The organism is Microcoleus sp. FACHB-68, assembly GCF_014695715.1.
GTDB lineage: Bacteria > Cyanobacteriota > Cyanobacteriia > Cyanobacteriales > Oscillatoriaceae > FACHB-68.
On sequence record NZ_JACJOT010000013.1, the window covers coordinates 153,699 to 177,060 of the forward strand.

The following is a 23,362-nucleotide window of genomic DNA, read 5'->3' on the forward strand; positions in this document are numbered from 1 at the left end:
GCCGGATGGGATGACGGCATCTATAAGTCTGGCAGGATAAGTAGATTTATATTGATTTATTAACCGCAGATGCACGCAGATAAACGCAGATGATAAGCGCAGATTCAGCACTGAGCACTCAGCACTCACTTCGCCGGCGCTATGACGAGTAAAATATCTGACTGTTCTTTTTCTGGGGTGGCGGAATTGCTAGCACTGAAGCTGCGGATCATTCCTAAACCTTGTTTGATAAAGCGGGATGCGTCGCTGTCGTCAAGCGGAAAGAACGTATAGATAAATGAAAGTGTAGCGCCCCAGTTGAGATAAAAGTAGCCTTCATTCGGACGTGGGAAAGATTGTGTGGCAGTTTGGAAGATGTAGGCGTTGGCGAGAGGCTGGCTGGGTTCGGGAGTTAGCAAGCTCATCGGGCCGCTGCCGGTGGTGAGGATGAGGGTGTTGTCATCTGTCCAGCGATAAGCAAAAAAGCTTTGAGGTGCTTTTCCTGGCATGGGTGATTCCCAACTGGTGAGGGGGGACGATCCCTCCCGACGGGTAATGCTGACGTTGCCACCTGATGATGTTGTTACAGATTCTTCCAGCCGGTTTAACATTCTCTCGGCGGCTGGGCGATCGCTGGTTTGTACCATTAATCCCATTCCTAGCTTGAACCCTGGTAATGCTTGGGGAAATAATCCTTGGGTTGTGGGAAAGGAAAACAGGGAGAATTCTCCATCCATCCAAGAAATAATATCTTCTTCGAGATCTAGCCCAGTCGCATTGCGGATGCCGTTTCTGAATATATCTAGAAATGATTGTCCTTCTTCACCATATAGCTTTACCATCCTGCTCCACTGCTTTTGGAAATTGCGGCTGCTGCTTGACATATAAGTGGAGGCGGGTAATTTTGCCAGAATTCCATCGCCATTGAGTGTGAGTTCTGTGGCATTCTCTAGCTTGGGTGTGGTGTAATAAGCAGCAGATTGAGCGCGAATTCCTTCGGGTTGCACCCAAACAAAGCCTTCTAAAGTGTCGTAAGTTTCTGCTAAATTTTTTAGCAATGCTGTGTAGAATTCGCCTGAAGGCAGAGGCACTGGGGGAGTTCCCTCTGGGGGTGTTGGAAGGCTGATGGTGGGGACAATCTGGACGGCGGCGGCGATATTGCTATATCCCACCATTAATGAGGTTGAAAACTGCGGGTGCTTGAGGGTGCGCTGAAACTTTGCGGCTTCCGCGAGGGGTTTGATACCGGCTTGAGAATCGATAAATTGTTCGATGGCTTTGCCGCTTGTGGATGTTGCGAAATATCCGGGTAAGACGGCAATGGCTATACCGGCTCTCCCAGGCGGTGCAGGGATAGGCGTTGGGGGGACTGGGACTTCCACCGGCTCACTTCCGACTGCGATTTGCTGGTTTTGCGCCGGCAGAAATCGCGCTAAAGGCAGGGGTAAACTACTGCTAGGTAAAAATCGACTGAAGAACGATAAGGATTGCGGTGGGTTCGTTGCCGGTGGCGATTGTTCTTGCGGCAGGGGTTCCGGTGATTCTGTGGGGACGGGTTCTTGTACCGGCTCCTCTAAAACAGGGGCTTCTTGTGCCGGCCACTCTAAAATTGTAATGCCATTGTGCTGTCGCTCAATCGGGGGTTCTCCCTGAGTTTCTCTAACTTTCGCCACGTATGCATTGACGCCTTCCACATCAACCACCGGCGCAACGGTTAAGGTGCTGTCGGCAAAATTGGGCAATTGTCCTTCTGCTGGCGGTTGGGGGATCATCAGTGCGACTGCTGCCCATTCGCCCACCCAAGGTTGGACATCTGCGAAAAAGTTAGTGCCTGCCGGCAAAAAGGGTAAAAAACCTGGCCCAGAAAGCTCGAAGGGCAGGGGATTAAATCGATTTAAGGTGCCCCAGTTGTCTTTGGTGGTATTGAGTAGCAGCACGCCGGCAATATCCGCCGGCAAGACTTTGGTTACCGCCGGCGCAGGGATAGCGGGTGCTTCGAGGGTTGCCGGTTGAGCGAGGGCTGCGGTGGGGACAATTGCCAGAACGGAAAGCAGGGGTAATGCAATGCGCTGTAACACAGTCTGTACTCTCCCGATGAGTGAAAACTGGGGATGGGTTGTATGGGGAAAGCATTCGGGAAATCATAACTGCTTTAAGCGCAAAAATTTCTCACCGAATGCTTTGTTACACCAGTAACTATGGATTTTGTTTTTACAAATATCAATCGCAAACGCTGGTTCTTTCTAGTTTCCCATTCACAAAATAAAAAATATCCGAACAGTACGCAAGGGTGCTGACTTCTAAATTTTTTGGCAGGCCATTTTCAGTAGGATCTAGCGCCCGCCATAATTCTATTGCCGGTTGTGCTTCAAAGCTTTTTCTTTCGGGTGTTCCAGCTTTGAGGGGAAAATATTCTCGCTGGGCTGGGCCACTTTCTCCTGCCGGCTTGAAGTTCATGGAGGTGTAAACGACGCCTTCCTCTAATTTGGTTGCCGGTTGGAAGGTTTTGACGACTGCGGTGCCAAACTTGCCGGTGCCTCGATTTACCAACAGCTCAAACCGAAAGTTTGATGTTTTAGGATCGACGAGCAACAGGGCGTATTCTCTGGCTCCATCATTGTTAAAGTCAGCCGTGAAGATGCTACAGGTAAAATTCCTTTCGGTTTGTTCGTCATACTCACGAATTGACGGTACAAAGTCGGCTTCTTGCGCTAGCCGATAATTTTCTGTCTTCTCTTTGAGCGCTTCGGGGAGTTGTCCTTGACACTGGATATCGGGCAGTTGGGGTGGTGGTGCTGCCGGTCCAAGGTCTTTGGTACGATAAGGCGGTTGGCGACAAGCGACTAGCAGCAGCAACAACAGTGCCGGCAGGGAAATCTTTTTGAGCATCTTTGCAGGGTGAAATCAACCAAAAATAAACGATGAAACTGGCATGAAGCCCAGACGCAAAGAAAATGGCGGCTGTGGCAGGACAGGCACCCATCAAACTTAACTTTAGCTCAACCTGTCGGTGAGCTAAGATTTTTACTTTGGCACGCCGGCAGTTAAATTTTCCTGCCCATTTGATGTTACTAAAACATCATCTTCGATGCGAATACCAATGCCGCGCCACCGGCTCTCAACTTCAGGTTGTCCTTCTGCCGGTTTGATATTCGGGTTGATATAAATTCCCGGTTCAACTGTCAGCACTTGTCCGGGTTGCAATATTTGCGCCTGTTCCCCATGCTGGTAAACACCGGCATCATGAACATCTAACCCTAACCAGTGTCCTGTGCGGTGCATATAAAAGGGTTTGTATTTCTCCTCTTTGATAATTTCCTCTATATCGCCATCCAGTAATCCTAATTCCATCAATCCTTCTACGATCACTCGCACGGCTGCATCGTGCATTTGGTTCCAAGGATTTCCCGGTTTAACTTGCTCCATTGCTTGCGATTGCGCTTCTAAGACAATCTCATAAATCGCCTTTTGTTCGGGTGTAAATTTGCCGCTAACTGGAAATGTGCGGGTAATATCGGCGTTGTAATAACCATAAGCGCAGCCGGCATCGATTAGCAGTAAATCGTTCTCTTGTAGCTGCCGGTTATTTTCGATATAATGCAGAACACACGCATTTTCTCCCGATGCAACAATTGAGGGATAAGCCGGCCCGTTGCCACCGCGCAAGCGAAAAATGTGTTCCATTTCTGCCTGAATTTCGTATTCATAGCGTCCCGGTTTCGCAATTTCTCGTGCATAGTTATGCGCTTCAATCGAGATTACTGCAGCTTTCCGCATCAAATCTAATTCTGCAGGGCTTTTAATCTGCCGCATTGCGTGTAAAATCGGGCTGGTATCTTCAATCGCAATTGGCCCTTTACCGCGCTTAGGATACATCGCCATCAAGCGCTGCCAGTGTTTAAGAATTGTTTCATTAAAACCGCGATCTCGCCCTAAACGATAATAAATTTTGTCTGCATTTTGTATATACTGAGGCAGTTTTTCCTCTAATTCTGCAATGGAAAATGCCTCATCAGCACCATAAAGTTCTTTTGCGCCTTCGACACCGGCACGATATCCTGTCCAGACTTCTTTCTCCGGATCTTTGGGTTGGACGAATAGCACAAACTTGTGTTCTTCGTGATGGGGGGCTAAAACTGCAATCGCTTCCGGTTCATTAAACCCTGTTAAATAGAAAAAATCACTTTCCTGCCGGTAAACATATTCCACATCATTGTGCATCACGGCGGTTGGTGCACTGCGAAAGATTGCGGTGCCGGTGCCTATCTTCGCCATCAACTGCTCACGACGCTGCCGGTATTCTGCTTGCATAACGACTCATATTTTTCAACTTCTTGTGATATCTTAACCTTTGGATAGCCCTAAATAAGATAAGGCATTAAAAAATTACCACTGCTTGATAAAATTTTAGTTTCCCTTTCTTTACAAATTTCCTAATGGCGCAACCCGTAGCAGCACCCTCTGCCGCACAATTTCAAAATAACTCTAATCACTTAGATGCACTTCAAGCGCTTCGAGGTTTTGCTTGTTTAGCGATTGTGGTTTTTCATTGTGCTGCGCCTAGAAATGCCATTGTTTATAAAAACTATGATTTTAGTTGGCTGTTATTTAGTCACGGAATTGTAGCGGTTTGGATTTTTTTTGGGATTTCTGGGTACTTGATGGGGAAAGTTTTTTATACAGAGCGTTATACCACAGATGTTGCTGGAGTGTTGAGCTTTTGGCGTAACCGGCTGCTGAGAATTTGTCCGCTTTATTATTTTGCACTTTTAATTTCATGTATTTTTGTTTACCCAGTCATTCTTAAATTAGAAAATTGGGGTTCTCTGGTCAGAATTTTAACCTTTACTTATAACCAAGTTTTACCGCCGGCAGACTTTAATATTACTTTCTGGGCAATTTCCTCAGAAGTGCAGTTTTATCTGATTGTGCCTTTTATTTATAACTTACTCAGATATCGTTTACTAAATAAAAAGCAAATTCTGCTGGCTGCCGGTGCAATTATTGCTCTAGCATTCTTTTTGAGGCTGGGTGTTTGGGTTGCTTTGAAAGAACCGCTGCAAACTAAAAGTTTTTATTATTATAAATATACTTACAATCCAGTTCTAGCTAACTTAGATGTTTTTTTATTAGGGTTTCTAGTCAATGCCTGGATTTACTCTCAGAGGCAAGCCGGTTCCAATTTATTAATTTTGCCTAAGTTGAGGAAAAAACTGAGGTTAGATCGATTACCTTTAAAAACGATTGCCATTGGGTTAATGAGCTTTCTCTATTTATTTACCGCCCATCATATTTACTTTCAAGAACTTTGGAGGCTGCCAGGGAGAGGTGGTGGAATTAGAACTTCTACCTTCTTTTTTGTGTTGCCGGTTTTAACGGCTGTTCTTACCGCTTTCTTCATTTATGCCTTTGAATCTGGGAATTCTTACTTGGCATATCAAAACAATGAAAAACTTTCATTTTATGCTTGCCTGAAAAACCCCTTAAGAATTTTAGAAATTTTTGGTCATTTATCCTACGGCGTTTATATCTGGCATACGCCCATTAATAAAAATATCGCCCCTATTTTTACCTCAGAGATTCCCATAGAAGCCTTTTATTCAAGATTAACGGCAACACTGATTTTATCCACCGTACTTGCAGCCGTCACCTACTATCTCGTAGAAATTCCTGCCGGCAGACTGAAAACTTACAAAAAACCTTAAAAAATAGTGAGTTTCTCTAACCCAAGCAAAAAAACCTCCAACCGCTTAGATGCGCTGCTTTCGCTGCGAGGGGTTGCCTGCTTAATGGTTGTCATCGCCCACTGCGATCCGCCCAGATCCTCAATATTTTATCAAAATTATGATCTAAGCTGGCTAATGTTCAGTGCCGGCGGCGTGGCGGTTCGGATTTTCTTTTGTCTGTCAGGATATCTGATGGGTAAAGCCTTTTACACGGATCGTTACTCAACAGATACGCCAGGATTAATTAAGTTTTTCCGCAACCGAGTGCTGAGAATTTTTCCACTTTATTATTTTACCGTATTCATTTTAATTTTGTTTGTTTATCCAGAACTTTTAAAACATGAAAGTTGGGGTTATTTAGTTAGAATTTGCACCTTTACTTACAATCAAGCTTTACCCATAACCTTTAACGGTGCGTTTTGGTCTTTGTCCACTGAAGTTCAATTTTATTTAATTATTCCGTTTATCTTTACTTATTTCAAACATCGCTTAATCAGCCAAAACAAAGTATTAGTGAGTATTTTCATAACGCTTGTTTTATCTTTTTGTTTAAGATATGCCATTTGGATAATTATCGTTGCTCAATCTCAAACACCAGAAGCTCAATCTGCTGATTTTGTTAGATATATTTACACGCCATTAGTAACGAACTTAGATTCATTTTTGTGTGGATTTTTCATTAATGCTTTAATTTATAGTGAAAAAATTGCTCAAAATTTTTCAGAAAAAGTGGATTTCAGAAGGAATTTAAAAACCATCAAAATCCCAATCGCAGTCATTCTGATGGTTCTGCTTTATGTATCCACCGCTTATTGCAAATATTATAACCAAAAACTTTTATTATTTATTGCGCCGGCTCTAAGCGCCTCGCTGACATCTTTTTTTATCTTTGCCTTTGAATCTGGTGCAAATTATCAAGAATTTTATCGCAATGAAAAGCTTTCATTCAAAGCTTGCTTGAGAAATCCCTTGAGAGTATTTGAAGTTTTTGGAAACTTATCTTATGGGGTTTATCTGTGGCATCTTCCCATTATTGCCAATTTCAACCCGATTTTTACGTCCGAAATTCCCCTAGAAGCCTATTTTAAAAGATTGGGAGCAACCCTGATCGCTTCAGGATTGCTCGCCACTGTCACTTATTACTTTGTTGAAATTCCGGCAGTTAAATTCAAAACTTATAAAAAGTCTTAAATCTCACCGATGCCGGCCATTCTTTTAGACTTGCCTAAAAGTTATAACTTAAAACTGAAATCACCGACCCAGTTGCCGGTAAATCCGCAGAACTGATGGTCATCGTATCGCTGCTAATTCGGCGAATTGAAGCTTCATTCATCAAGCTTAAAAATTCTTCTATAGCCACAAGATCGCAACTATTCGCATCAGCCGCTTGGGTGCGATAATGGGTAGGAATTACCATTTTAGGATTCAGCGCCAGCATCGCCTGTCTAGCTTCTTGAGGCGTATAAGCTTTAGGCCCACCCCCCACCGGCAGAAACAGTAAATCGGGGCGTGCCAAGAGGATTTTTTGCTCTACACTGATCGGTGACGCTGCGCCTCCCAAGTGTAAAATATTGATTCCTCCTTGAGTCCAGCGCCAAGCCGTATTCGTACCAAATCGTCGGCCACCCTCGCGATCATGAGGGGTTTGAATGCCTTGAACTTGGTTACCATTGAGTTGATAAACCCCCGATTCATACAGCAGGCGAGGGTTTCCAGGTAATTGTTCGGTTGCCCCTTCATCTAATAGCTGAGAGCTAATTAATACTAGATCAGAAGCAACAGTAGGCGGACGATATCCTGCCGTGCAACCTTGAGTGCGGAAGGGATTTACTAACACCTTTTGACCGGCACTCGTAAACAAAAAGCAAGTATGACCCAGCCATTGGACAGAAAGCGTATCGTTGGTTTGAGCCTGATAGGTTTGCAATCCAGACGCTAAACCAGTTGCTAGCGTCGCCAAAAAACCTGTCCGCGCATAGCGCATTAACTGTCGCCGCTTCATCATTAATTGCTAATTGTCGTGGGTGAGTTTGTGGTTGGTTAATTTGTCATTCGTCGTTTGTCAGTTGGGAATCATAACTATATGACAAATGACTGATGACAAATAACCAATGATTATGACAGCTGTTCGAGGAAATTTCTCAACAACTGTTTGCCGGCATTCGTGAGAATACTTTCTGGATGAAATTGGACACCCTCGATGTGCGGATAGTTCCGGTGTCGCACACCCATAATTGTGCCATCATCCACCCAAGCAGTAATTTCCAGCACATCTGGACAACTGGGCCGGTCAATCACCAAACTATGATACCGGGTTGCGGTCATGGGTGTTTCTAATCCCCGGAAAACTCCGACGCCGGTGTGTGTCACCTGGGAGGTTTTGCCATGCATTAACTCTGGCGCAGAGACAATGTTGCCCCCAAACACTTGACCGATGCTTTGATGACCCAGGCAAACGCCTAAAATCGGCATGGTGGGGCCAAGCTGTTCGATGGTTTCTAGAGAAATCCCGGCATCTTCCGGGCGACCTGGGCCAGGGGAAATAACGACTCCAGCAGCACCAGAGTTGCGAATTTCCTCTACAGAAATTTGGTCGTTGCGATAAACTTGAATTTCCGCAGCCACCGGCAACTCTATGCCGATTTCGCCAAGATACTGCACCAGGTTGTAGGTAAAACTATCGTAGTTATCAATGACAATAATCAAAACTTGCACTCCTCTCGCAATTAGCTCATGGCTAATTCTTGAACCAAGGCTATGAGTGGCGGCAGCAAAATTGAGCCGGCCACGAGTACGGCAGCAAATGCTGCAACCAGCACTGCCCCAGCCGCACAGTCTTTGGCTATTTTAGCGAGATCGTGGTAAGCCTGCTGAACTGTTAAGTCAACGACCGATTCAATTGCAGTATTTAACAATTCCATTGCCAAGACTGCCCCAACTGTTAGACCAATCACGGCCATTTCCACTGCATTTCGATCTAAAAAAATCCCCAAAGCAATGGCCAAACTGCCAATAATCACATGGATGCGAAAGTTGCGTTGAGTGCGGAAGGCGTAATAAAGGCCGGCCCAGGCGTATTTAAAACTAATCAGTAAGTTCGGCGCAACCCGCCAGGCCAATTCCCGCTTGATTTTCCCCACCTGATTCGATTTGTTGACAGCCGGGGTGGAAATATCTTGAGGCATAGGCAGGGGAGTTGGAGGTAAAGGTTGATCGCAGATAGAGTGGGCCGTTGCGGATGAGATGGGCCGTTCATTTAATTGCATAACGATTAAGCTTAACGCGCCTCCGACGGATTACTCATTGAAAGTTTGGTACGCCTGCACTCTTAGGACTGAACGTCTTTTGCGCTTTCAGTGATAAGACCTATTTTCTGCAGTAAAGTTGCTTGCTGGTTTAACATTTCAGTTAAACTTTCTTCGTCTGGGTGATCCCAGCCCAAAAGATGCAGAAGACCGTGGGCAGCCAGCCATGCCAGCTCGGTTTTTAAGCTGTGCCCCTGCTGTTGGGCTTGCCGGCTTGCCGTATCGACAGAAATGACGATATCACCCAAATATAAGGGCAGCTCCTCAATTACCATAGCTGCTTGAGGACATTCTACCTCCAATGCCGCAAACGCTAAAACATCTGTGGCTTGATCTCGATGCCGGTACTGAGCGTTGAGGCTTTGGATTTCAGCGTCGTCACTCAGGCGCAAGCTTAGTTCATAAGCCGGTGCCGCCGGCATATCCGGGTGCAAGATTTCTAACCAATCGCAGAACCAATCCTGCCAGGTTTCCTCGCTAATCGGGCTGGCTGACGGGTCATCGCCATAGAAATAATCCTGCACACTGACTTCAAATTCTACGCTTCCCATGCCGCCTCGCTTTGTTATTAACGAGTCAGGTAAGCCAAACCAACCAAGACAGCCAATAGGCCGGCACTGGTCATCACAAAATGCTTCACAGAGGTGCCGCGCTTACGCACCATGTTTCGCATTGCTAGCTTGACATAACTATCTTTTTGTGCATTTTGTTCTAAGACCGGCTGCTCAGAAGTTGGGGACGGTGAAGAGGGTTGGCTCATAGGGATGTGTCTTTAGGGTTTAAATTCAGCTATTCCCGCTGGAAATCGCTTTAATTGTAAAGATAAACTGACAAAACTACCTTATAAATCTAACAAGTTATCTGGCAAAGAGTTGCCAATTTGCTCAATTCTTAAAGAGTATGCCGGCAGCACTTGCGCTCGCTCCTCAAATAGTACAGGCCGGCGGCTTGGGGCTGCCGGTTGGGATCGTTTCTAAAGCCTTGTTGCAGTGCTCGCCCGACTATAACTCACCCGCAATCGCACAGTTGAGCAACTGATCGAGCGGAGCAACAAGCGTGTTGTTTTAATTTGGGATATTTATCAAAATCTGTTAAAAATAACCGAGTTAATACAGCTCAATATAACAACCGTGTAAAGTTTTATAAAAACGGGCGTTAAACTTCTAGCGAACGCAACGCCTTTACTAAACTTGAGCCTAACTAGGAGAACAAACAGACCATGAGCTTTAAAAAAATGCTGGTTGCCATTGATCGCTTAAACCTAAGTGAAACAGTGTTTGAGGAAGCCCTGGAGCTTGCCCAAACACAAGGTGCTAGCCTGATGGTGTTTCACTGCATCAACTGGCAAAACGAGGGACAGATCACGCCGCTAACGGGGTCTTCTATCGGGTTTGATGTTGGCAGTGGTATGGGTCTCGATCCAACCGGCGGAGTCATGGAACAAACGTTGCAGCAGGAGCGTTTGCAACAGGAACTCCAGCAAGTGCAAGGATGGATAGACACCTACGGCCAAAAAGCGGCAAAGTTGGGAATTGCCACCGAATCTTATTACAAAGTCGGCGATGCCGGTGAGAGCATTTGCGAAGTGGCTCGAAACTGGGGTGCGGACTTAATTGTGATCGGGCGTCAAGGCCATACAGCCCTAACGGAAATGTTGATGGGAAGTGTGAGCAATCATGTTTTGCATCACGCTCCCTGTTCTGTGCTTGTGGTGCAAAGACCGAAGCCGGCAGCACAGGTGTAAAAGCGAAAGCATTGGTGTCAACTGTAAGCATCTGGGCGAAGAGAATATTGCGCTTCGCTACGCGACCGGGGAGACGATACCCACCCCGGCTGACGCCCCTACAGCCAGAAAATCACACATCGCTCGCGCAACTTGGCAGGAGAAAGCATCAAGGGTTTTTTACCCTACGCTGCGAGGGTTTGGGCTGTGTGAGTGCGGTTTCAACCGCCCAACTTCAATTGACACCAATGCCGGAATTCGCCCCTACAGCCGGTAAAACTCGTAGTTGCTGGTGCTGGGTAGCTACCTACATATCGCCGCCGCGAGCAGCCAGCAAAAAGATAACGATCGGCCCAGAAAGCATGATCATCGCAACAAATGTTAGCTGAACAATTGCTTCCCAATTAACGTTGCTGACAAAACTCGTTAAAAAGTCCATTCTTCCTCCCGACTTGACCCAACAGATTTGGATGGCTAAGCTGAAAAATCCGCTTTTGATCTTACCTGTTGGGCGCTCATTTTTTTTAATTAAGTTTACAAAAATCAATAAAATGCAAAAAATGGAACTTTGCAATCCCACCTGTTAAGCTCAAATGACAAGGCATAAAAGTGAGTTTTGACAATGGCCACTTGGCGATGTGTAAAGCAATGTGGGGCGTGCTGCTACCTCGATCCCTCAGAGCGTCCGGATTTGGATGAGTATTTATCGCCAGAAGAGCTAGAGCGTTACCTCAGCATGGTGGGTGAGGATGGGTGGTGCGTTAATTTTGATCGGGCGACGCGAGAATGTCGCATTTACGAAGATCGGCCTCGCTTCTGCCGTGTCCAAGTTAATGTTTTTCAAGATTTATACGGCATTGAGCCTGAAGAATTAAACGAGTTTGCCATTGACTGCTGCCGGGAACATATTGAGGATATGTACGGTGAGCGCAGCTTGGAAATGCACCGATTTGACCAGGCTGTGGGGATTTAAAGCAATCTTCTGGCGTTGCCGGCCTTTTTACTCTTACCATCAAACGCTTACTACCCTATACCTGACGAGGGTAGTAAGCGTTTGGCCTGCCGGCAACACAGAAGTGCCTGAATAAAACTCCGAGATTTTCACTCTCTATGTCCCATGCCCCATGCCCCATGCCCCATGCCCTATGCCCCATGCCCCATGCCCTATGCCCCACATCAGCAATCTCTGCCGGCAGGCTTGATATTTGATCCCCTTTTCTGAGAAAATGAAAGGAATATGAAATTAATAGCGGTGAGCAAAATTGCTTGTGAAACTTTTATCTGCGCCTTCAACCTTGCCGGCTCCTGAGTTCCAGGTTTCTGGACTGGATAGCCCCCAACACTCAAGCAAGCGAGTATTGAACGATAGTGGTGAGGCATTGCCGGCTGAACGTAGCGAAATTAAAAGTTTTCAGACAGCAGAACGGGCGGCAAAACCGAAGACGCGCAAGGGATTATCCGTTTTTTGGTCTACGTTTATAACTATTTTCCTAGCTGAACTTGGAGATAAAACCCAAGTCACAACATTGCTAATGAGTGCCGAATCTCACTCGCCTTGGCTAGTGTTTGCCGGTGCCGGCACAGCACTTGTTGCTACCAGCTTAGTCGGTGTTCTATTAGGTCAGTGGCTAGCAAAGCGGCTTTCTCCGAAAACTTTGGAAACCTCAGCCGGTGTGAGTATGCTCCTGATTTCCGCACTGCTGTTTTGGGATGTATTGCGATAAAAGCTCGTTCCATTAAATATACTCAGCACTCAGCACTCAGGACTACTTATCATGGACTGGCAACTAATCGGATTAAGTTTTATCACGGTATTTTTGTCTGAATTAGGAGACAAAAGTCAACTAGCAGCAATTGCACTCAGTGGCAGTTCTAAATCGCCTTGGACAGTATTTTGGGGAAGCGTTGCCGCCTTGTTATTAGCTAGTTTTCTGGGTGTGATTGTTGGCGAAGGCGCAGCTCAACTTTTACCGGCTCGTTTAGTGAAGACAGTTGCCGCAGTTGGCTTTGCACTTATGGCTTTGCGCCTGCTGTGGCCCAAGAAAGATTCGCCTGAAAGTTTGGAAGAAGGGGTTGGGGATTAGGGAAGAGCGTGTGCCTCCTCTTTTGCCCCACAAAAAGCAAAAGCCCCTAGAATCGGAGGGGCTTTAAACATTATCAAATGAGACGATTAACTGATTGCTTCAGCCGGTGATTGCCGGTAGCACAAGCTCAACAGCATCCCTGCTGATGCTAGCTTGAGCGCTTCTAAAACCCAATAACTGCCGTGCATCTGATTCATTGCGGTGGGAACTTCAGTTGCCGGCTCAAACAAATTTAGCTGCATTCCCAAAGCGCTCATGTGAGGGGTTAGGCCATAAGTATCCACCAAAGCAACCGCCAACAGGAGCAGAGATAAAATAATTGCTGTGCGCCCCCGCGAGATCGGTAGATAGTGGGTGTTGAGAAGAACTAATGACCCCGTCAGTGCTAAAGCTGCACCAACTAACTCTAGGCGATTAAACACCCAGAAAATTGAATAGCCTGCCGAAGCAAACCCCGGTTGAGTGAGCATCCCTGCCGTATAAAGACCGGGCATCATTACGAAATCAACAAGCAAGCTGGCACCAAGCCAGAATGCCAGCGTAAAAATGACAACGGTTTGCCAGGAGGGTCGCTTGAATTCATTTTGAGACATAGCCGCCATAGAATTTCCTCTTGCTGCCTTATCTTTAGCTTAGCCAAGATTCGACCGAACAAGTATGAAGTATTTTTACGAATAAAGCTGCAATTTATTTAAAAAAAATTGTGTTAATTTCTGCTGATTTATTCTAGGAATTCTTAAGACATTTTTGCAGCGCCGGCTTGCCGAAAAGTATAATTGATAAAAATCCGGTTTAAATTTGTTAGGGACAATCGCATTGAAACCCGATGGGGAATTGAAATATGCGTGTTGTAGCGAGATTAGGAGCAAGCTTAGCAATTTCGGCAGCAACTTGGGCAATAACCGGCCCGCCCTTGCCGGCAGTTCAGCTGGCAGATGGCACCGTTTATTTTGTTCAGCCACCCCGCTTGGTTGAAGCAACCACAACCCAAAAAGGCACCTATGTTTGGGGCGCAACTTATTATTTCACCCTAAGTGTGCCAGAAAATGCCGGCGAACCGCTTCAGCAGGTAACATTCAACCAAGCTGAAGGCACAGATCAAGTGCGATTTGAGCTGGAAGACACCCGCTCATTTGAAGGAACGCGCTGGGACAAAGGCACGAAATTAGCCCTAGGGCCGGTTGCGAAAGACCCGCAAACGGGCAGTATTTCGGTCAGGTTTGATCCGCCTATTCCTCCCGGCAAAACCGTCACAATCGGCCTGCGTCCCTACCAAAACCCACGTTATAGCGGCATCTATCTTTTTGGCGTCACCGCTTTTCCTGCCGGCGAAAAAGCGCACGCTCAATTTCTTGGATATGGCCGGCTTCACTTCTACAGCAGCAGTGATTCTGGGTTTTAAAATGGGCATGGGGCATGGGGCATGGGGCATGGGTCAAGGCTTTGCCAACAAGAACGGTATGGGCACTCAAAACTCAAAACTTCTCTTCCCAACTCAAAACTCAAAACTCCTTCAGCTCAAAACTCAAAACTCCTTAAACCTGAATGAAAGCCGTTGTCTTATTATCTGGGGGATTAGATTCCTCGACAGTTTTGTATCAAGCCAAAGCTGATGGTTGTGAGTGTTATGCCCTTTCTTTTGATTACCGGCAGCGACACTGGCGAGAGTTAGAATCCGCTGCACAAATCGCCCACTGTGCCGGTGTTGTAGAACATCAAATTGTCAGCTTTGACTTGCGCCAGTGGGGCGGATCTGCCTTGACGGACGACCGGCTGGATTTACCAAGTGAACGCAGTTTGGCAGAGATGGCTGTAAATATTCCCATCACTTATGTTCCCGCCCGCAATACAATCTTTTTAAGTTTTGCCGTCGCCTATGCTGAGGCAATTAATGCCGAGCGCGTTTATATTGGCGTTAATGCTTTGGATTATTCCGGCTATCCGGACTGCCGGCCTGACTATATCCAAGCCATGCAGGAAGTGTACCGCTTGGGAACTAAACAGGGGCGAGAAGGACAGGCAATTACTATTGTGACGCCCCTAATAGACCTTAAGAAAACTGAAATTATCGAACTGGGTAATCAATTGGGAGTGCCTTGGCAGCAAACTTGGTCTTGCTATGCCGGCGCAGAAGAAGCTTGTGGCGTGTGTGACTCGTGCCGGTTGCGTCTAGCAGCCTTTGAAGAATTAGGCTTAACAGACCCCTTGCCCTACGCCCCACCACTGGATGGAAGCAACAGCCTAGTTTGAGACAATGCCGGTTTAGTAGTAAATACTTCCATTTGGCATCACCAACCCCTTCAGCTTTGCCACCGTTAAATCTGTATCTGTCAAATCGACCTCTAGCAAATTCGCCCCTCTGAGATCCGCTTCTGTCAGGTTAACCCTCACTAGGATTGATGCCACCAGAATTGCCTCAACCAAGATAGCCCCGATGAGGATCGCTTTGGTCAAGTTGGCCCCAGCTAGCATTGCTTCGGTCAAATTTGCCATAAACAAATCTGCCTCAAACATCAATGCTGAAGTCAAGTTTGCCTGAGTCAAGTTTGTTTCAATCAATGTTGCTCCAGATAAATCGGCATTGGTCAAGTCTGCCCCAACCAGGTTAGCCCTCGTTAAAGTTGCCCCTCTCAGGTTGGCCCCCCGCAGATCCGCCCGCCATAAATCCGCCCCAGTCAAATTGGCCCGTCGCAGATCCGCCCCAGCTAGATTGGCCCGTCGCAGATCCGCCTCAACTAGCTTCACCCCGCGCAAGTCTGCTTTCTCTAGGTTAAGGTTGTAAAAACTCCTTTCCCCTGTTTCATACTGCTTCAGAAGTTCTTCAGCCGTCATATTATCTAGCTTAGCCTTCATAATCATCTAACTTTGTGTCTTTTTTGTGAGTGGCTTTACCCAACCGATTGAGAAAGGCATTTTAGCTGTTGAGCATCAGGACGCCTTCAATTGGGTTTGCACGCTATGTTTCAAAGATAGATGGTGCAAGTAAAAAAACCGGGCAGGAAATCGGGAAGATTTCGGGAAGATACCAATCGGCTGAAAATAAAGCGTTCCTTTCTAACAAAGGCCAGACTAAGGAACTTGTTTGAGCCGGTAACCCACGCTGTGGACGGTCTCTATTAAATCATTCGGCGCTCCCACAGCCTTGAGTTTGTGCCGTAGGCTTTTGATATGAGCTTTAACCGTTTCTTCTTCTGGAAGATCGCGATCATCCCAAACTTGTTCGAGTAGTACCCGCCGGCTCAGTACCCGCCGGCCATTACGAATAAAAGTTTCTAGCAGAGAATATTCTATAGGGGTCAAGTGCAGAGGTTGGCCTGCGTAGGTGACTTCATAGGTACTCGGCTCAAGGCGCAAGTCCCCCCAGATCAAAATTGCCGGGATTGAAGGCCCCCGGCGCAGCAAAGCGCGTATCCGCGCCAACAACTCTGCCAGATCGATTGGTTTAACGACATAATCATCAGCACCGGCATCCAAGCCTCTAACTTTATCAGTGCTGGTGTCACGAGCCGTAATCAGGAGGATAGGGAGGTCATATCCATGAGAGCGCAGGCGCTGGCAAAGAGCGATTCCATCTAACTTAGGAAGCATGACATCTAGCAAAATCAAGTCATAATCCACCCCTGTGACTTGCTGCCAACCGGCTTCCCCATCCGTTACAACATCTACTGTATATCGCTGATCTCCGATGGCTTCAGCTAAAGCCTCAGCAAGACGCACATCATCTTCTACCAGAAGAATTTTCATCGTTAAATTTGTGTTGAAATTTGAAAGCGCTCACACTTTCTCCTGCTACAGGATGGAAGAATATTAGTTTTAAAGAGGATAACTTTCATGAAAAAGTTGATTTCAAAAAACATTATTCCAAGCGGGTTTAGTTTAGCGTTGCTCATTTTGAGTGGCGTTAGTGCGATTTCATATCAAAGTATGGCTCGACTGATTGACACTTTTAAATGGGTGCAGCACACCTACGAGGTTCAGGTAACCCTAGAAGGTTTGCTTTCTACTATCAAAGATGCAGAGACGGGGCGGCGGGGCTACATTATCACAAGTGATAAGAATCTGCTCAAACCCTACAATGCAGCAATTGAAACAATTAACCCACGAATCCAAAATCTGCGAGAGTTAACTGCGGATAACCCCAACCAGCAGCGCCGGCTCGATATCCTTGAACCCTTAATTGCCGAGAAAGTGGCTGGTTTGAAGGAGTCGATCGCCTTGTCGCAAAGCCAACGCAATAGCGCTTCGTTGCAGATTGCCCTAACAGAAGAGGGCACAAGGATTATGGATGAGATCCGCCAGAAGATCCGGCAGATGCAAAACGAGGAGCAACAGTTGTTAAAACAACGCTCAGCTGCCGCCGCAGCTAGCGTCAGACAGGCAATGCTCACCGGCTCCATTGGCACCGGCCTTAGTTTTGCGCTGCTGTTATTAGTTTACTCTCTCCTTCATCGCGAGAACAAAAAACGCCGGCAGGCAGAAGAGGCGCTCCGCATGGCGAATGAAAAATTAGAAATTAGAGTGGGAGAACGAACCGCAGAATTAGCGGCAACGAATCAATCACTTCAAGCTGAAATTATCGAGCGCCAACGAGCTGAAATGGCTGTGCGGGAGAGCGAAGAACGCTTCCGTTCCTTGATTGAAAATGCTTTAGATATTATTACGGTTCTGGACGAACGCGGCACAGTGCGCTATGAAAGTCCATCCGTTGAAAAAGTTTTAGGATACAAACCAGAAAGCTTGGTGAATCAAGACTTTTTTGGATATATTCACCCGGATGATGTGGGGACTGCCCTTAAGACTTTCACTCATGCCATCGAAAATTCGGGGGTTGCTCTATCTATTGAGTTTCGCTTTCAACATCAAGACGGTTCTTGGCTTATTCTGGAAGCTATCGGTCAGAAATTTTTGGATTTGTCGGGAACGATTAATGTTGTTGTTAATTCTCGCGATATCACCGAACGCAAGCGAGCTGAAGAAACTCGCATGGCGCTAGAAAAAGAACAAGAATTAAGCGAACTCAAACTCCGCTTCTTTTCAATGACTTCTCACGAGTTTCGCACGCCTATTAGCACAATTTTGATTTCAGCTCAAATTCTTGAAAGTTGTCAGGATGAATGGATGGATGAGAAAAAACTTAGAAATATCCTGCGAATTCAATCAGCCGCCAAAAGCTTAACGCAACTTTTAGCGGATATTATGACAATTACTAGGGCAGAAGCTGGAAAACTTGAGTTCAACCCTGCGCCGCTAAATTTAGAAAACTTTTGTGCAAATTTAGTGGAAGAAATGCAGTTAGCGGATAACAATCAGCACCGGCTCGTTTTTGTCAGTCATGGCAGAGAGACTTTGGATGCTGGGGATGTTTCTTTGCCGCGTACCCTCGCACCCTCAACTGTGCAAGACAAATCACGTCTTGAAGGTGGCAAAGGATTTGGAATGCCTCGCATGGATGAAAAGTTGCTGCATTCTATTTTGACAAATTTGCTGTCAAATGCGATTAAGTATTCTCCTGCCGGCAGCACGGTTTGGTTTAAATTGTCTTATCAATTGCCTGAACGAAAAAGCAATTTAGGACAAAATCAAGAGGCTGCCGGTGACAATTTCCAACCTTCTGAAGTTGCTGTTTTTCGCATCCAAGATGAAGGCATCGGAATTCTTTTAAAAGACCAGCAACGACTGTTTGAGTTGTTTCATCGGGGAGAAAATGTGGGCAAAGTTTCCGGTGCCGGCTTGGGATTGGGGGTTGCAAAAAAGTGTGTGGAATTACACGGCGGCAGCATCACAATGAGTAGTGAAGCCGGAGCCGGCACTACATTCACGGTGACGATTCCTTTAAATTATTGAAACAAAATTTTTAAGGATTTCCTGGATCGTCAAATTCAGAGTGTTCAGGCTGCACTTCTACGATGTCTTCGATTGCATATTGATTAAGCTGTTTGCTTTCTGGTGAAGACTCCAGGCGATGAATTTGAATTTTATGTAAGCGCGGGCCTTCGGCTGAGATGACGGTGAGTTCCAAATCTTGATATTTTAATATCTCCCCAACTGTCGGAATTTTCTGCATTTCATAAATCAGGAAACCTCCGAGAGTTTGGTATTCATCGGTTAGGGGCAACTCTAAATTGAGCAGATCGTTGACTTCTTCTAAGTCTAGTTGAGCCTGCACAATAAATGTTTGGTCGTCTAAAATTTCTACGTTCAACTCTTCTGTGTCTGCCGGCTCTACGCTATCACCAATAATTTCAGCAATCACATCTTTAATCGTGACTAAACCGGCAGTGCCACCAAATTCATCGACGATCATCACCATATAAGTGTTGGATCGCTGCATCAGCTGTAGCAGTTCGCGCAGAGGCGTGTATTCTGGCACAAACCGAGCCGGTCGCATCCAAGCCTGCACGGGCGTTTGTGGGGTGAGAATACCTTGAGATAAAGGCTCAGCCAACTCTTTGAAGTCAATAATGCCGCGAATATCGTCTAAGGATTCTTCCATGACAGGATAACGGGAATAGCCGTTAGCCACCACTTCAGTCAGTAGCATTTGGAAGGTGGCTGTCGTGGGAAGGGCGGAAATACTGGTGCGAGGAACCATAATTTCCCCAGCTGATACGTCCCCAAACTCAAAGACATTATTGAGCAGTTCTCGCTCCTCTGCTTGCAAGCCGGTGGACTCGCTGGAGGTGGCGATAATCAGCTGTAACTCTTCTGGGGTGACTTGATGATACCAACCTTGGCCGGTGTAGCGAATTCCCACAAGCCGCAGCAGCCAGCGAGTTGATTGATTGAGAATCCAGATAAAGGGGTTGAAAATGCGGGCGATGGCTAAACTGGGCGATCCTAAGAAGCGGGCGAGCTGCTCTGAGTAGAGCAAGGCAACAGATTTGGGGCACAACTCGCCTAAAACAATTTGCAGGTAGGCAACTAGGAAAAAGGCAATGGGGATGGAGAGAGAATGGGCCATAACCTGCTTCATGGCCATTGGCAGGGGCAGGTGCACAATGGTGCCGGCAACGAGTCCAGACATTGTATTTTCACCGATCCAGCCCAAGGCGAGACTGGAGAGGGTGATTCCTAACTGAGTAGTGGACAGCAGCCGGTCTATACTGCGCTGCAAGTCTTGGACGGTTTTTGCTTGGACATCGCCGGCATCGACTAACTGGTTAATTCGTGATCGCCGAACCGACACCATCGAAAACTCAGCGGTGACAAAAAAAGCATTGATTGCAATCAGCAGAAACACTGATAGCAATCGCAGCGCGACATCTGACGGCGTTAAGTCAACAGCGGGAGAGGTTCGATTCACTAAACTGCTGTTAGCTGCCTCCAAGACAGCGACAGCGGCAGTGTTCGTCCACCAAACAGAGAAAGGGTTTAAAGCAGGCACCGGCTTAATTAATGATTGGGGACTGAAACGTGAAAAGAGAAACTTAAAAAACGAGAAGTTGCAAGGGAGTTTCCCCAGGATAATTCTCGCTTCTCTCTTGTCTCTTTCGCTTCATTCCTATTGCTTAGCTCACCTCTAGGATGCCAGACATTTGCAAATGCCAGGGTTGATGAAACCCGGCTGTCAGCTTGAGCGAAAGCTGCGATGCCTGGTTCACTAGGGCTGTCGGAATCTTCAACTTACCAGAAAAGGACTCACCCTTTGGAGCGATTGTTCTGGCAACTCCTGGTTGTTGGCGCTCAGCAGTCGCCTCTGGGGATCTGCCGGTTTAGCAGACTGCTGATTTTTTTGATCTTCGCTCTCAGCCGGATTTTTTTGTGTGTTCGCCCCCTTGCCTTCCATGTGGGCTTTAACATTTTTCAAGATATCTGGCTCTTTGAGAATGAGCATCTGATCCCGATTGGCCGGAGTTCCCTTGCGGTTCCCGACATTATTAGTTGGGCGGACATCCGGCTGCGTAATTCCTTTGAGTGCTTCACGACCTAAGGCAAATCCCCAGGTTCCGCTCACCATGCCGGCTGTAAACATCAGGGCTAGTAGAGTGAACGTGAGCGCCACAGTTGGATTCAATTTCATGGTGTTGGTGAGGAAGTGACCAAATGGCTATGCTAAGGGCAACAATAAACTTTATTGTAGTTTCAAAGTTTTAGCACGACCTTCGGGAAATTTAAACGGTAGGACGTGCAGTCAACGATTGCGGCCTGCCCAGATAAGTGGACACCGGCAGCCGGTTTAGGTTATAATTTTTTTTACGTTTGGTAAGATTAGAGGACTAGACTAGGAAAGTCGGCAAAAAAACTGCCCACTCATCCTTAAGTCCGATAGCAATCCGCTATACTAATACCAATCTTTTCCGGCAGTTGGCCGAGCGGTTCAGGCAGCGAACTCATAATTCGCCATAGGCAGGTTCAACTCCTGCACTGCCGATTTATTTTATGTTGAGATGAATGCGTCTGAATTAAATCAGGCAAGAGAGGATAGCCACTCGTTTCTCGTGGAGTCATTCAACAAATTGGCGGATTGTCGCTATCAGGCCGATTCTGGATCTGTGAAAAATACCAGACACGGCATGATAGAGATGAAAATTCAGCTATCCCAATCCGAGATTTCAGCGCCAGCCGAGTTGATCTGATCCGTTGCCGGTGCAAGTGTGGCGCGAGAACGAATCAGTGATAGTGCTAGGGGTTCTGGATTGGCCCATTGTAGTCTACGGTGACTTGAAGAGTTTTTTGATCAACAGTAACGATGCTTTCCACTGTCGGAGTCATCGATCCAGGACTGCCGCCTTTAAACGTGAATGTCCAAGTGCCATCGCCGTTATCGACGAAGGGAGACTCGATAGAAGGGCCGTGCATGGAATTTTCAGCACGATATTCGTTTAAGCCGCCGTTCGCCATCTCTGCCGCTTGACGCGCGAGGTTTTTAGCGCGATTCAGTTCAGTTGGATTAATCGCCGGCGCAGAAGTGCTATCTATTGCTTGAGCGAAGGACGCGTTAAGGGGAATGGCCATTGCAGCTAAAGTTCGGGTTGCCGGTGCGATAGCGGCCACGGCTACAGCAGAGAGAACGAGGATAACTGTTTTCACGTTTGATACACTCCTGAGACGGGACAGTTTTTTCTCAGCCAACTCATTTTAAAATGGTCAAATCAGAGCCGGTAAAGAAAGTCGTAAAATGAATTAATACATCAACCCAGAACATCTCTTGATTATCAAGCTCATGCAGGAAGTATTTTATAATCATATATTAAAAGTTGAGGCACTTCACTTTTTAACGACCGAGTCTTAAATTTATTCAATGTTTAAGCGGTTAAGATTAATCGCTTTCAGGCTCCTGTCGAGTCAGCAATGATTGGTTGATGCGCCCATCGTAAATGGCTAACATTTCTTTAAGTGTTTTAGAATGTAAACTAGCCGTGAGGCGAGGATATAGTAATTTACTATATTCAAGGGGTAGGCAAGAAGAGTTGACATTGTTCTGGCGATCAATTGCTTTCACGCTCTTTTCTCTCGTCTAGGCCGGCAGTTGGCAAACCTAGCCTCTGTACTGGTGTGAGATGTCAGAGGTTTGTCGTCTCCAATTTTTCCATTATCCAGCTCCCGTACATGGAGGGAAGGCATTATGACTGAACCATTAAATGAAATGCTTTCGAGAGAAATTGCAAAGCGCTTCAAGAGCAAAGCTAAAACCTGCTTTGACAATGCTTGTAAGGCAGCACTAGCAACCGAGGGAGCCATCTATGTTCAAGGCTTTTTGGCGATAGCTGGAGGGCCGTACAAACCGATTGAGTATAGCTGGATAGAGATAGATGGGCAGATTGTCGATCCCACCTTTCCCCACCTTGGCCAAAGTGCTGAAAACCTCTATTACTTTCCCGCACAGCGTTTGAAAGTCAAGCAACTCAAAGCAATTCTAGAAGAATCAAAAGAAGATTATCCAGAGGACGACCCGCTGCCGATTCATGGCGATCCCCCTTACGAGTATTATGGCGATGTCATGTTAGGGGGAAATGATTACCAAACTGCTTATAATTTAGCAGCGGCGAAGTGCACAGAATTGAACAAACCAAGAAAGCCGTAAGCGAACTGCTCCAGCCGTTTTATTGCATTTCAACGCGCACTCACCCCTTAACTTTTTGTGAATCAGCCGGTTGTGAATGTGGAAATGACGAGCGCTATCGCAGCTTCGGATCATACGGGTTTACCTGTAGTTCCGATGCGTTGAATGTTAGTCTGTGACATAGGGTAAGTTTGAATTGTTGGCGCTTCTCCGAGGCAAATTTTTGACGGGTTTGTGCTGAGTAGGAGGCTGGGAAAGTTTACAAGAAAAGGTTTTTGGGATCATCCCATTTTTGTAAATTTGTAATGCGGGCATCTTGCCCGCTTGTCGTCTCAGGGAGCAAGATGCTCCCACTCCAATAATATTTTGACTGAGATGCACTCTGGTTTTTTGTATTGCCTGCCGGCAGCGCCGAAGCGACAGGCTAAAACTTTCATATTTTTGTTCTCTGTTTTCTTCTCACCCTTAATTTCCATACAAAAAAGAAATAGATAGCAGGTGATAGGGTGCCGGCTCACGGAGAAGTTAGGCTAGGATTAAAG

General features: G+C 46.4%; 27 protein-coding genes and 1 tRNA gene. 12 read left to right on the forward strand and 16 right to left on the reverse strand.

From position 1 onward, the window contains the following. Positions 1–125 precede the first annotated feature (125 nt). From H6F73_RS18420 to H6F73_RS18430, 3 genes are all read right to left on the reverse strand, one after another. Positions 126–2,057, reverse strand: coding sequence for a DUF3352 domain-containing protein (locus H6F73_RS18420; protein WP_190760238.1), 1,932 nt, complete (start codon positions 2,055–2,057; stop codon positions 126–128). A gap of 142 nt (positions 2,058–2,199) precedes the next feature. Then, complete coding sequence (locus H6F73_RS18425) at positions 2,200–2,868, reverse strand: hypothetical protein (protein ID WP_190760239.1); 669 nt, start codon at positions 2,866–2,868, stop codon at positions 2,200–2,202. Positions 2,869–3,003: 135 nt separating this feature from the next. Further along, the gene (locus H6F73_RS18430; protein ID WP_190760240.1) at positions 3,004–4,290 is read right to left on the reverse strand and encodes an aminopeptidase P N-terminal domain-containing protein; all 1,287 of its coding nucleotides are present in this window, start codon (positions 4,288–4,290) and stop codon (positions 3,004–3,006) included. A 125-nt stretch (positions 4,291–4,415) separates the two neighbouring features. Between H6F73_RS18430 and H6F73_RS18435 the strand changes: the two genes are divergently transcribed. Then, entirely contained in the window at positions 4,416–5,684 is a 1,269-nt protein-coding gene (locus H6F73_RS18435) for an acyltransferase (RefSeq protein ID WP_190760241.1), read from the forward strand. Between the two features lie 6 nt (positions 5,685–5,690). Continuing rightward, positions 5,691–6,896, forward strand: a complete 1,206-nt coding sequence (locus H6F73_RS18440) for an acyltransferase (RefSeq protein ID WP_347239566.1) — start codon at positions 5,691–5,693, stop codon at positions 6,894–6,896. Positions 6,897–6,930: 34 nt separating this feature from the next. Here the strand turns inward: H6F73_RS18440 and H6F73_RS18445 are convergent, their stop codons facing one another. The 5 genes from H6F73_RS18445 to H6F73_RS18465 form a co-directional block, all read right to left on the reverse strand. Next, entirely contained in the window at positions 6,931–7,707 is a 777-nt protein-coding gene (locus tag H6F73_RS18445) for an MBL fold metallo-hydrolase (protein WP_190760615.1), read from the reverse strand. Positions 7,708–7,820: 113 nt separating this feature from the next. Further along, a complete protein-coding gene (locus tag H6F73_RS18450; protein WP_190760242.1) occupies positions 7,821–8,411 on the reverse strand; it encodes an aminodeoxychorismate/anthranilate synthase component II in 591 nt (196 codons plus the stop codon). 20 nt (positions 8,412–8,431) lie between these two features. After that, a complete protein-coding gene (locus H6F73_RS18455) occupies positions 8,432–8,890 on the reverse strand; it encodes a diacylglycerol kinase family protein (RefSeq protein WP_190760616.1) in 459 nt (152 codons plus the stop codon). A gap of 143 nt (positions 8,891–9,033) precedes the next feature. Further along, positions 9,034–9,561, reverse strand: a complete 528-nt coding sequence (gene ybeY / locus H6F73_RS18460; RefSeq protein WP_190760243.1) for an rRNA maturation RNase YbeY — start codon at positions 9,559–9,561, stop codon at positions 9,034–9,036. Positions 9,562–9,578: 17 nt separating this feature from the next. Next, the gene (locus H6F73_RS18465) at positions 9,579–9,770 is read right to left on the reverse strand and encodes a DUF3285 domain-containing protein (RefSeq protein ID WP_190760244.1); all 192 of its coding nucleotides are present in this window, start codon (positions 9,768–9,770) and stop codon (positions 9,579–9,581) included. A 140-nt stretch (positions 9,771–9,910) separates the two neighbouring features. On the opposite strand from H6F73_RS18465, the gene H6F73_RS18470 reads away from it, so the two are divergent. After that, positions 9,911–10,048 carry a hypothetical protein gene (locus H6F73_RS18470; RefSeq protein WP_190760245.1) on the forward strand — a complete coding sequence of 46 codons (138 nt, stop codon included), beginning with the start codon at positions 9,911–9,913 and terminating at the stop codon, positions 10,046–10,048. A 181-nt stretch (positions 10,049–10,229) separates the two neighbouring features. After that, positions 10,230–10,754 carry a universal stress protein gene (locus H6F73_RS18475; protein WP_190760246.1) on the forward strand — a complete coding sequence of 175 codons (525 nt, stop codon included), beginning with the start codon at positions 10,230–10,232 and terminating at the stop codon, positions 10,752–10,754. Positions 10,755–11,040: 286 nt separating this feature from the next. Here the strand turns inward: H6F73_RS18475 and H6F73_RS18480 are convergent, their stop codons facing one another. Next, positions 11,041–11,172, reverse strand: coding sequence for a photosystem II reaction center protein Ycf12 (locus tag H6F73_RS18480; protein WP_190760247.1), 132 nt, complete (start codon positions 11,170–11,172; stop codon positions 11,041–11,043). Between the two features lie 183 nt (positions 11,173–11,355). On the opposite strand from H6F73_RS18480, the gene H6F73_RS18485 reads away from it, so the two are divergent. Continuing rightward, positions 11,356–11,706, forward strand: a complete 351-nt coding sequence (locus tag H6F73_RS18485; protein ID WP_190760248.1) for a YkgJ family cysteine cluster protein — start codon at positions 11,356–11,358, stop codon at positions 11,704–11,706. Positions 11,707–11,761: 55 nt separating this feature from the next. Here H6F73_RS18485 and H6F73_RS18490 read toward each other — a convergent pair whose 3' ends face one another. After that, on the reverse strand, positions 11,762–11,908 hold the full coding sequence (locus H6F73_RS18490) for a hypothetical protein (RefSeq protein WP_190760249.1): 147 nt from the start codon (positions 11,906–11,908) through the stop codon (positions 11,762–11,764). Between the two features lie 225 nt (positions 11,909–12,133). Here H6F73_RS18490 and H6F73_RS18495 point away from each other — a divergent pair, with 225 nt between their 5' ends. After that, the gene (locus H6F73_RS18495) at positions 12,134–12,457 is read left to right on the forward strand and encodes a TMEM165/GDT1 family protein (RefSeq protein ID WP_347239583.1); all 324 of its coding nucleotides are present in this window, start codon (positions 12,134–12,136) and stop codon (positions 12,455–12,457) included. 51 nt (positions 12,458–12,508) lie between these two features. Continuing rightward, on the forward strand, positions 12,509–12,817 hold the full coding sequence (locus H6F73_RS18500) for a TMEM165/GDT1 family protein (protein WP_190760251.1): 309 nt from the start codon (positions 12,509–12,511) through the stop codon (positions 12,815–12,817). A gap of 86 nt (positions 12,818–12,903) precedes the next feature. On the opposite strand, the gene H6F73_RS18505 is transcribed toward H6F73_RS18500, so the two are convergent. After that, positions 12,904–13,419, reverse strand: coding sequence for a DUF4149 domain-containing protein (locus H6F73_RS18505; RefSeq protein ID WP_190760252.1), 516 nt, complete (start codon positions 13,417–13,419; stop codon positions 12,904–12,906). Between the two features lie 239 nt (positions 13,420–13,658). On the opposite strand from H6F73_RS18505, the gene H6F73_RS18510 reads away from it, so the two are divergent. Both H6F73_RS18510 and queC read left to right on the forward strand, forming a co-directional pair. Continuing rightward, a complete protein-coding gene (locus H6F73_RS18510) occupies positions 13,659–14,219 on the forward strand; it encodes a DUF2808 domain-containing protein (protein WP_190760253.1) in 561 nt (186 codons plus the stop codon). A 143-nt stretch (positions 14,220–14,362) separates the two neighbouring features. Continuing rightward, positions 14,363–15,067, forward strand: a complete 705-nt coding sequence (gene queC / locus H6F73_RS18515) for a 7-cyano-7-deazaguanine synthase QueC (protein ID WP_190760254.1) — start codon at positions 14,363–14,365, stop codon at positions 15,065–15,067. Between the two features lie 12 nt (positions 15,068–15,079). Here the strand turns inward: queC and H6F73_RS18520 are convergent, their stop codons facing one another. Together H6F73_RS18520 and H6F73_RS18525 are read right to left on the reverse strand one after the other, a co-directional pair. Beyond that, a complete protein-coding gene (locus H6F73_RS18520; protein WP_190760255.1) occupies positions 15,080–15,670 on the reverse strand; it encodes a pentapeptide repeat-containing protein in 591 nt (196 codons plus the stop codon). Between the two features lie 216 nt (positions 15,671–15,886). Beyond that, positions 15,887–16,561, reverse strand: a complete 675-nt coding sequence (locus H6F73_RS18525; RefSeq protein WP_190760256.1) for a response regulator transcription factor — start codon at positions 16,559–16,561, stop codon at positions 15,887–15,889. A gap of 87 nt (positions 16,562–16,648) precedes the next feature. Between H6F73_RS18525 and H6F73_RS18530 the strand changes: the two genes are divergently transcribed. Continuing rightward, positions 16,649–18,661: a CHASE3 domain-containing protein gene (locus tag H6F73_RS18530; protein ID WP_190760257.1), complete on the forward strand. Its 2,013-nt coding sequence runs from the start codon at positions 16,649–16,651 to the stop codon at positions 18,659–18,661. A 10-nt stretch (positions 18,662–18,671) separates the two neighbouring features. On the opposite strand, the gene H6F73_RS18535 is transcribed toward H6F73_RS18530, so the two are convergent. Both H6F73_RS18535 and H6F73_RS18540 read right to left on the reverse strand, forming a co-directional pair. Further along, positions 18,672–20,120: a hemolysin family protein gene (locus H6F73_RS18535; protein ID WP_347239567.1), complete on the reverse strand. Its 1,449-nt coding sequence runs from the start codon at positions 20,118–20,120 to the stop codon at positions 18,672–18,674. 315 nt (positions 20,121–20,435) lie between these two features. Then, complete coding sequence (locus tag H6F73_RS18540) at positions 20,436–20,837, reverse strand: hypothetical protein (protein ID WP_242072539.1); 402 nt, start codon at positions 20,835–20,837, stop codon at positions 20,436–20,438. Positions 20,838–21,115: 278 nt separating this feature from the next. Here H6F73_RS18540 and H6F73_RS18545 point away from each other — a divergent pair. Further along, positions 21,116–21,188, forward strand: a tRNA-Ile gene (locus tag H6F73_RS18545). A 251-nt stretch (positions 21,189–21,439) separates the two neighbouring features. On the opposite strand, the gene H6F73_RS18550 is transcribed toward H6F73_RS18545, so the two are convergent. After that, positions 21,440–21,847 carry a hypothetical protein gene (locus tag H6F73_RS18550; protein ID WP_347239568.1) on the reverse strand — a complete coding sequence of 136 codons (408 nt, stop codon included), beginning with the start codon at positions 21,845–21,847 and terminating at the stop codon, positions 21,440–21,442. 535 nt (positions 21,848–22,382) lie between these two features. Between H6F73_RS18550 and H6F73_RS18555 the strand changes: the two genes are divergently transcribed. Continuing rightward, positions 22,383–22,841, forward strand: coding sequence for a hypothetical protein (locus H6F73_RS18555; RefSeq protein ID WP_190760258.1), 459 nt, complete (start codon positions 22,383–22,385; stop codon positions 22,839–22,841). Positions 22,842–23,362: the final 521 nt, after the last annotated feature.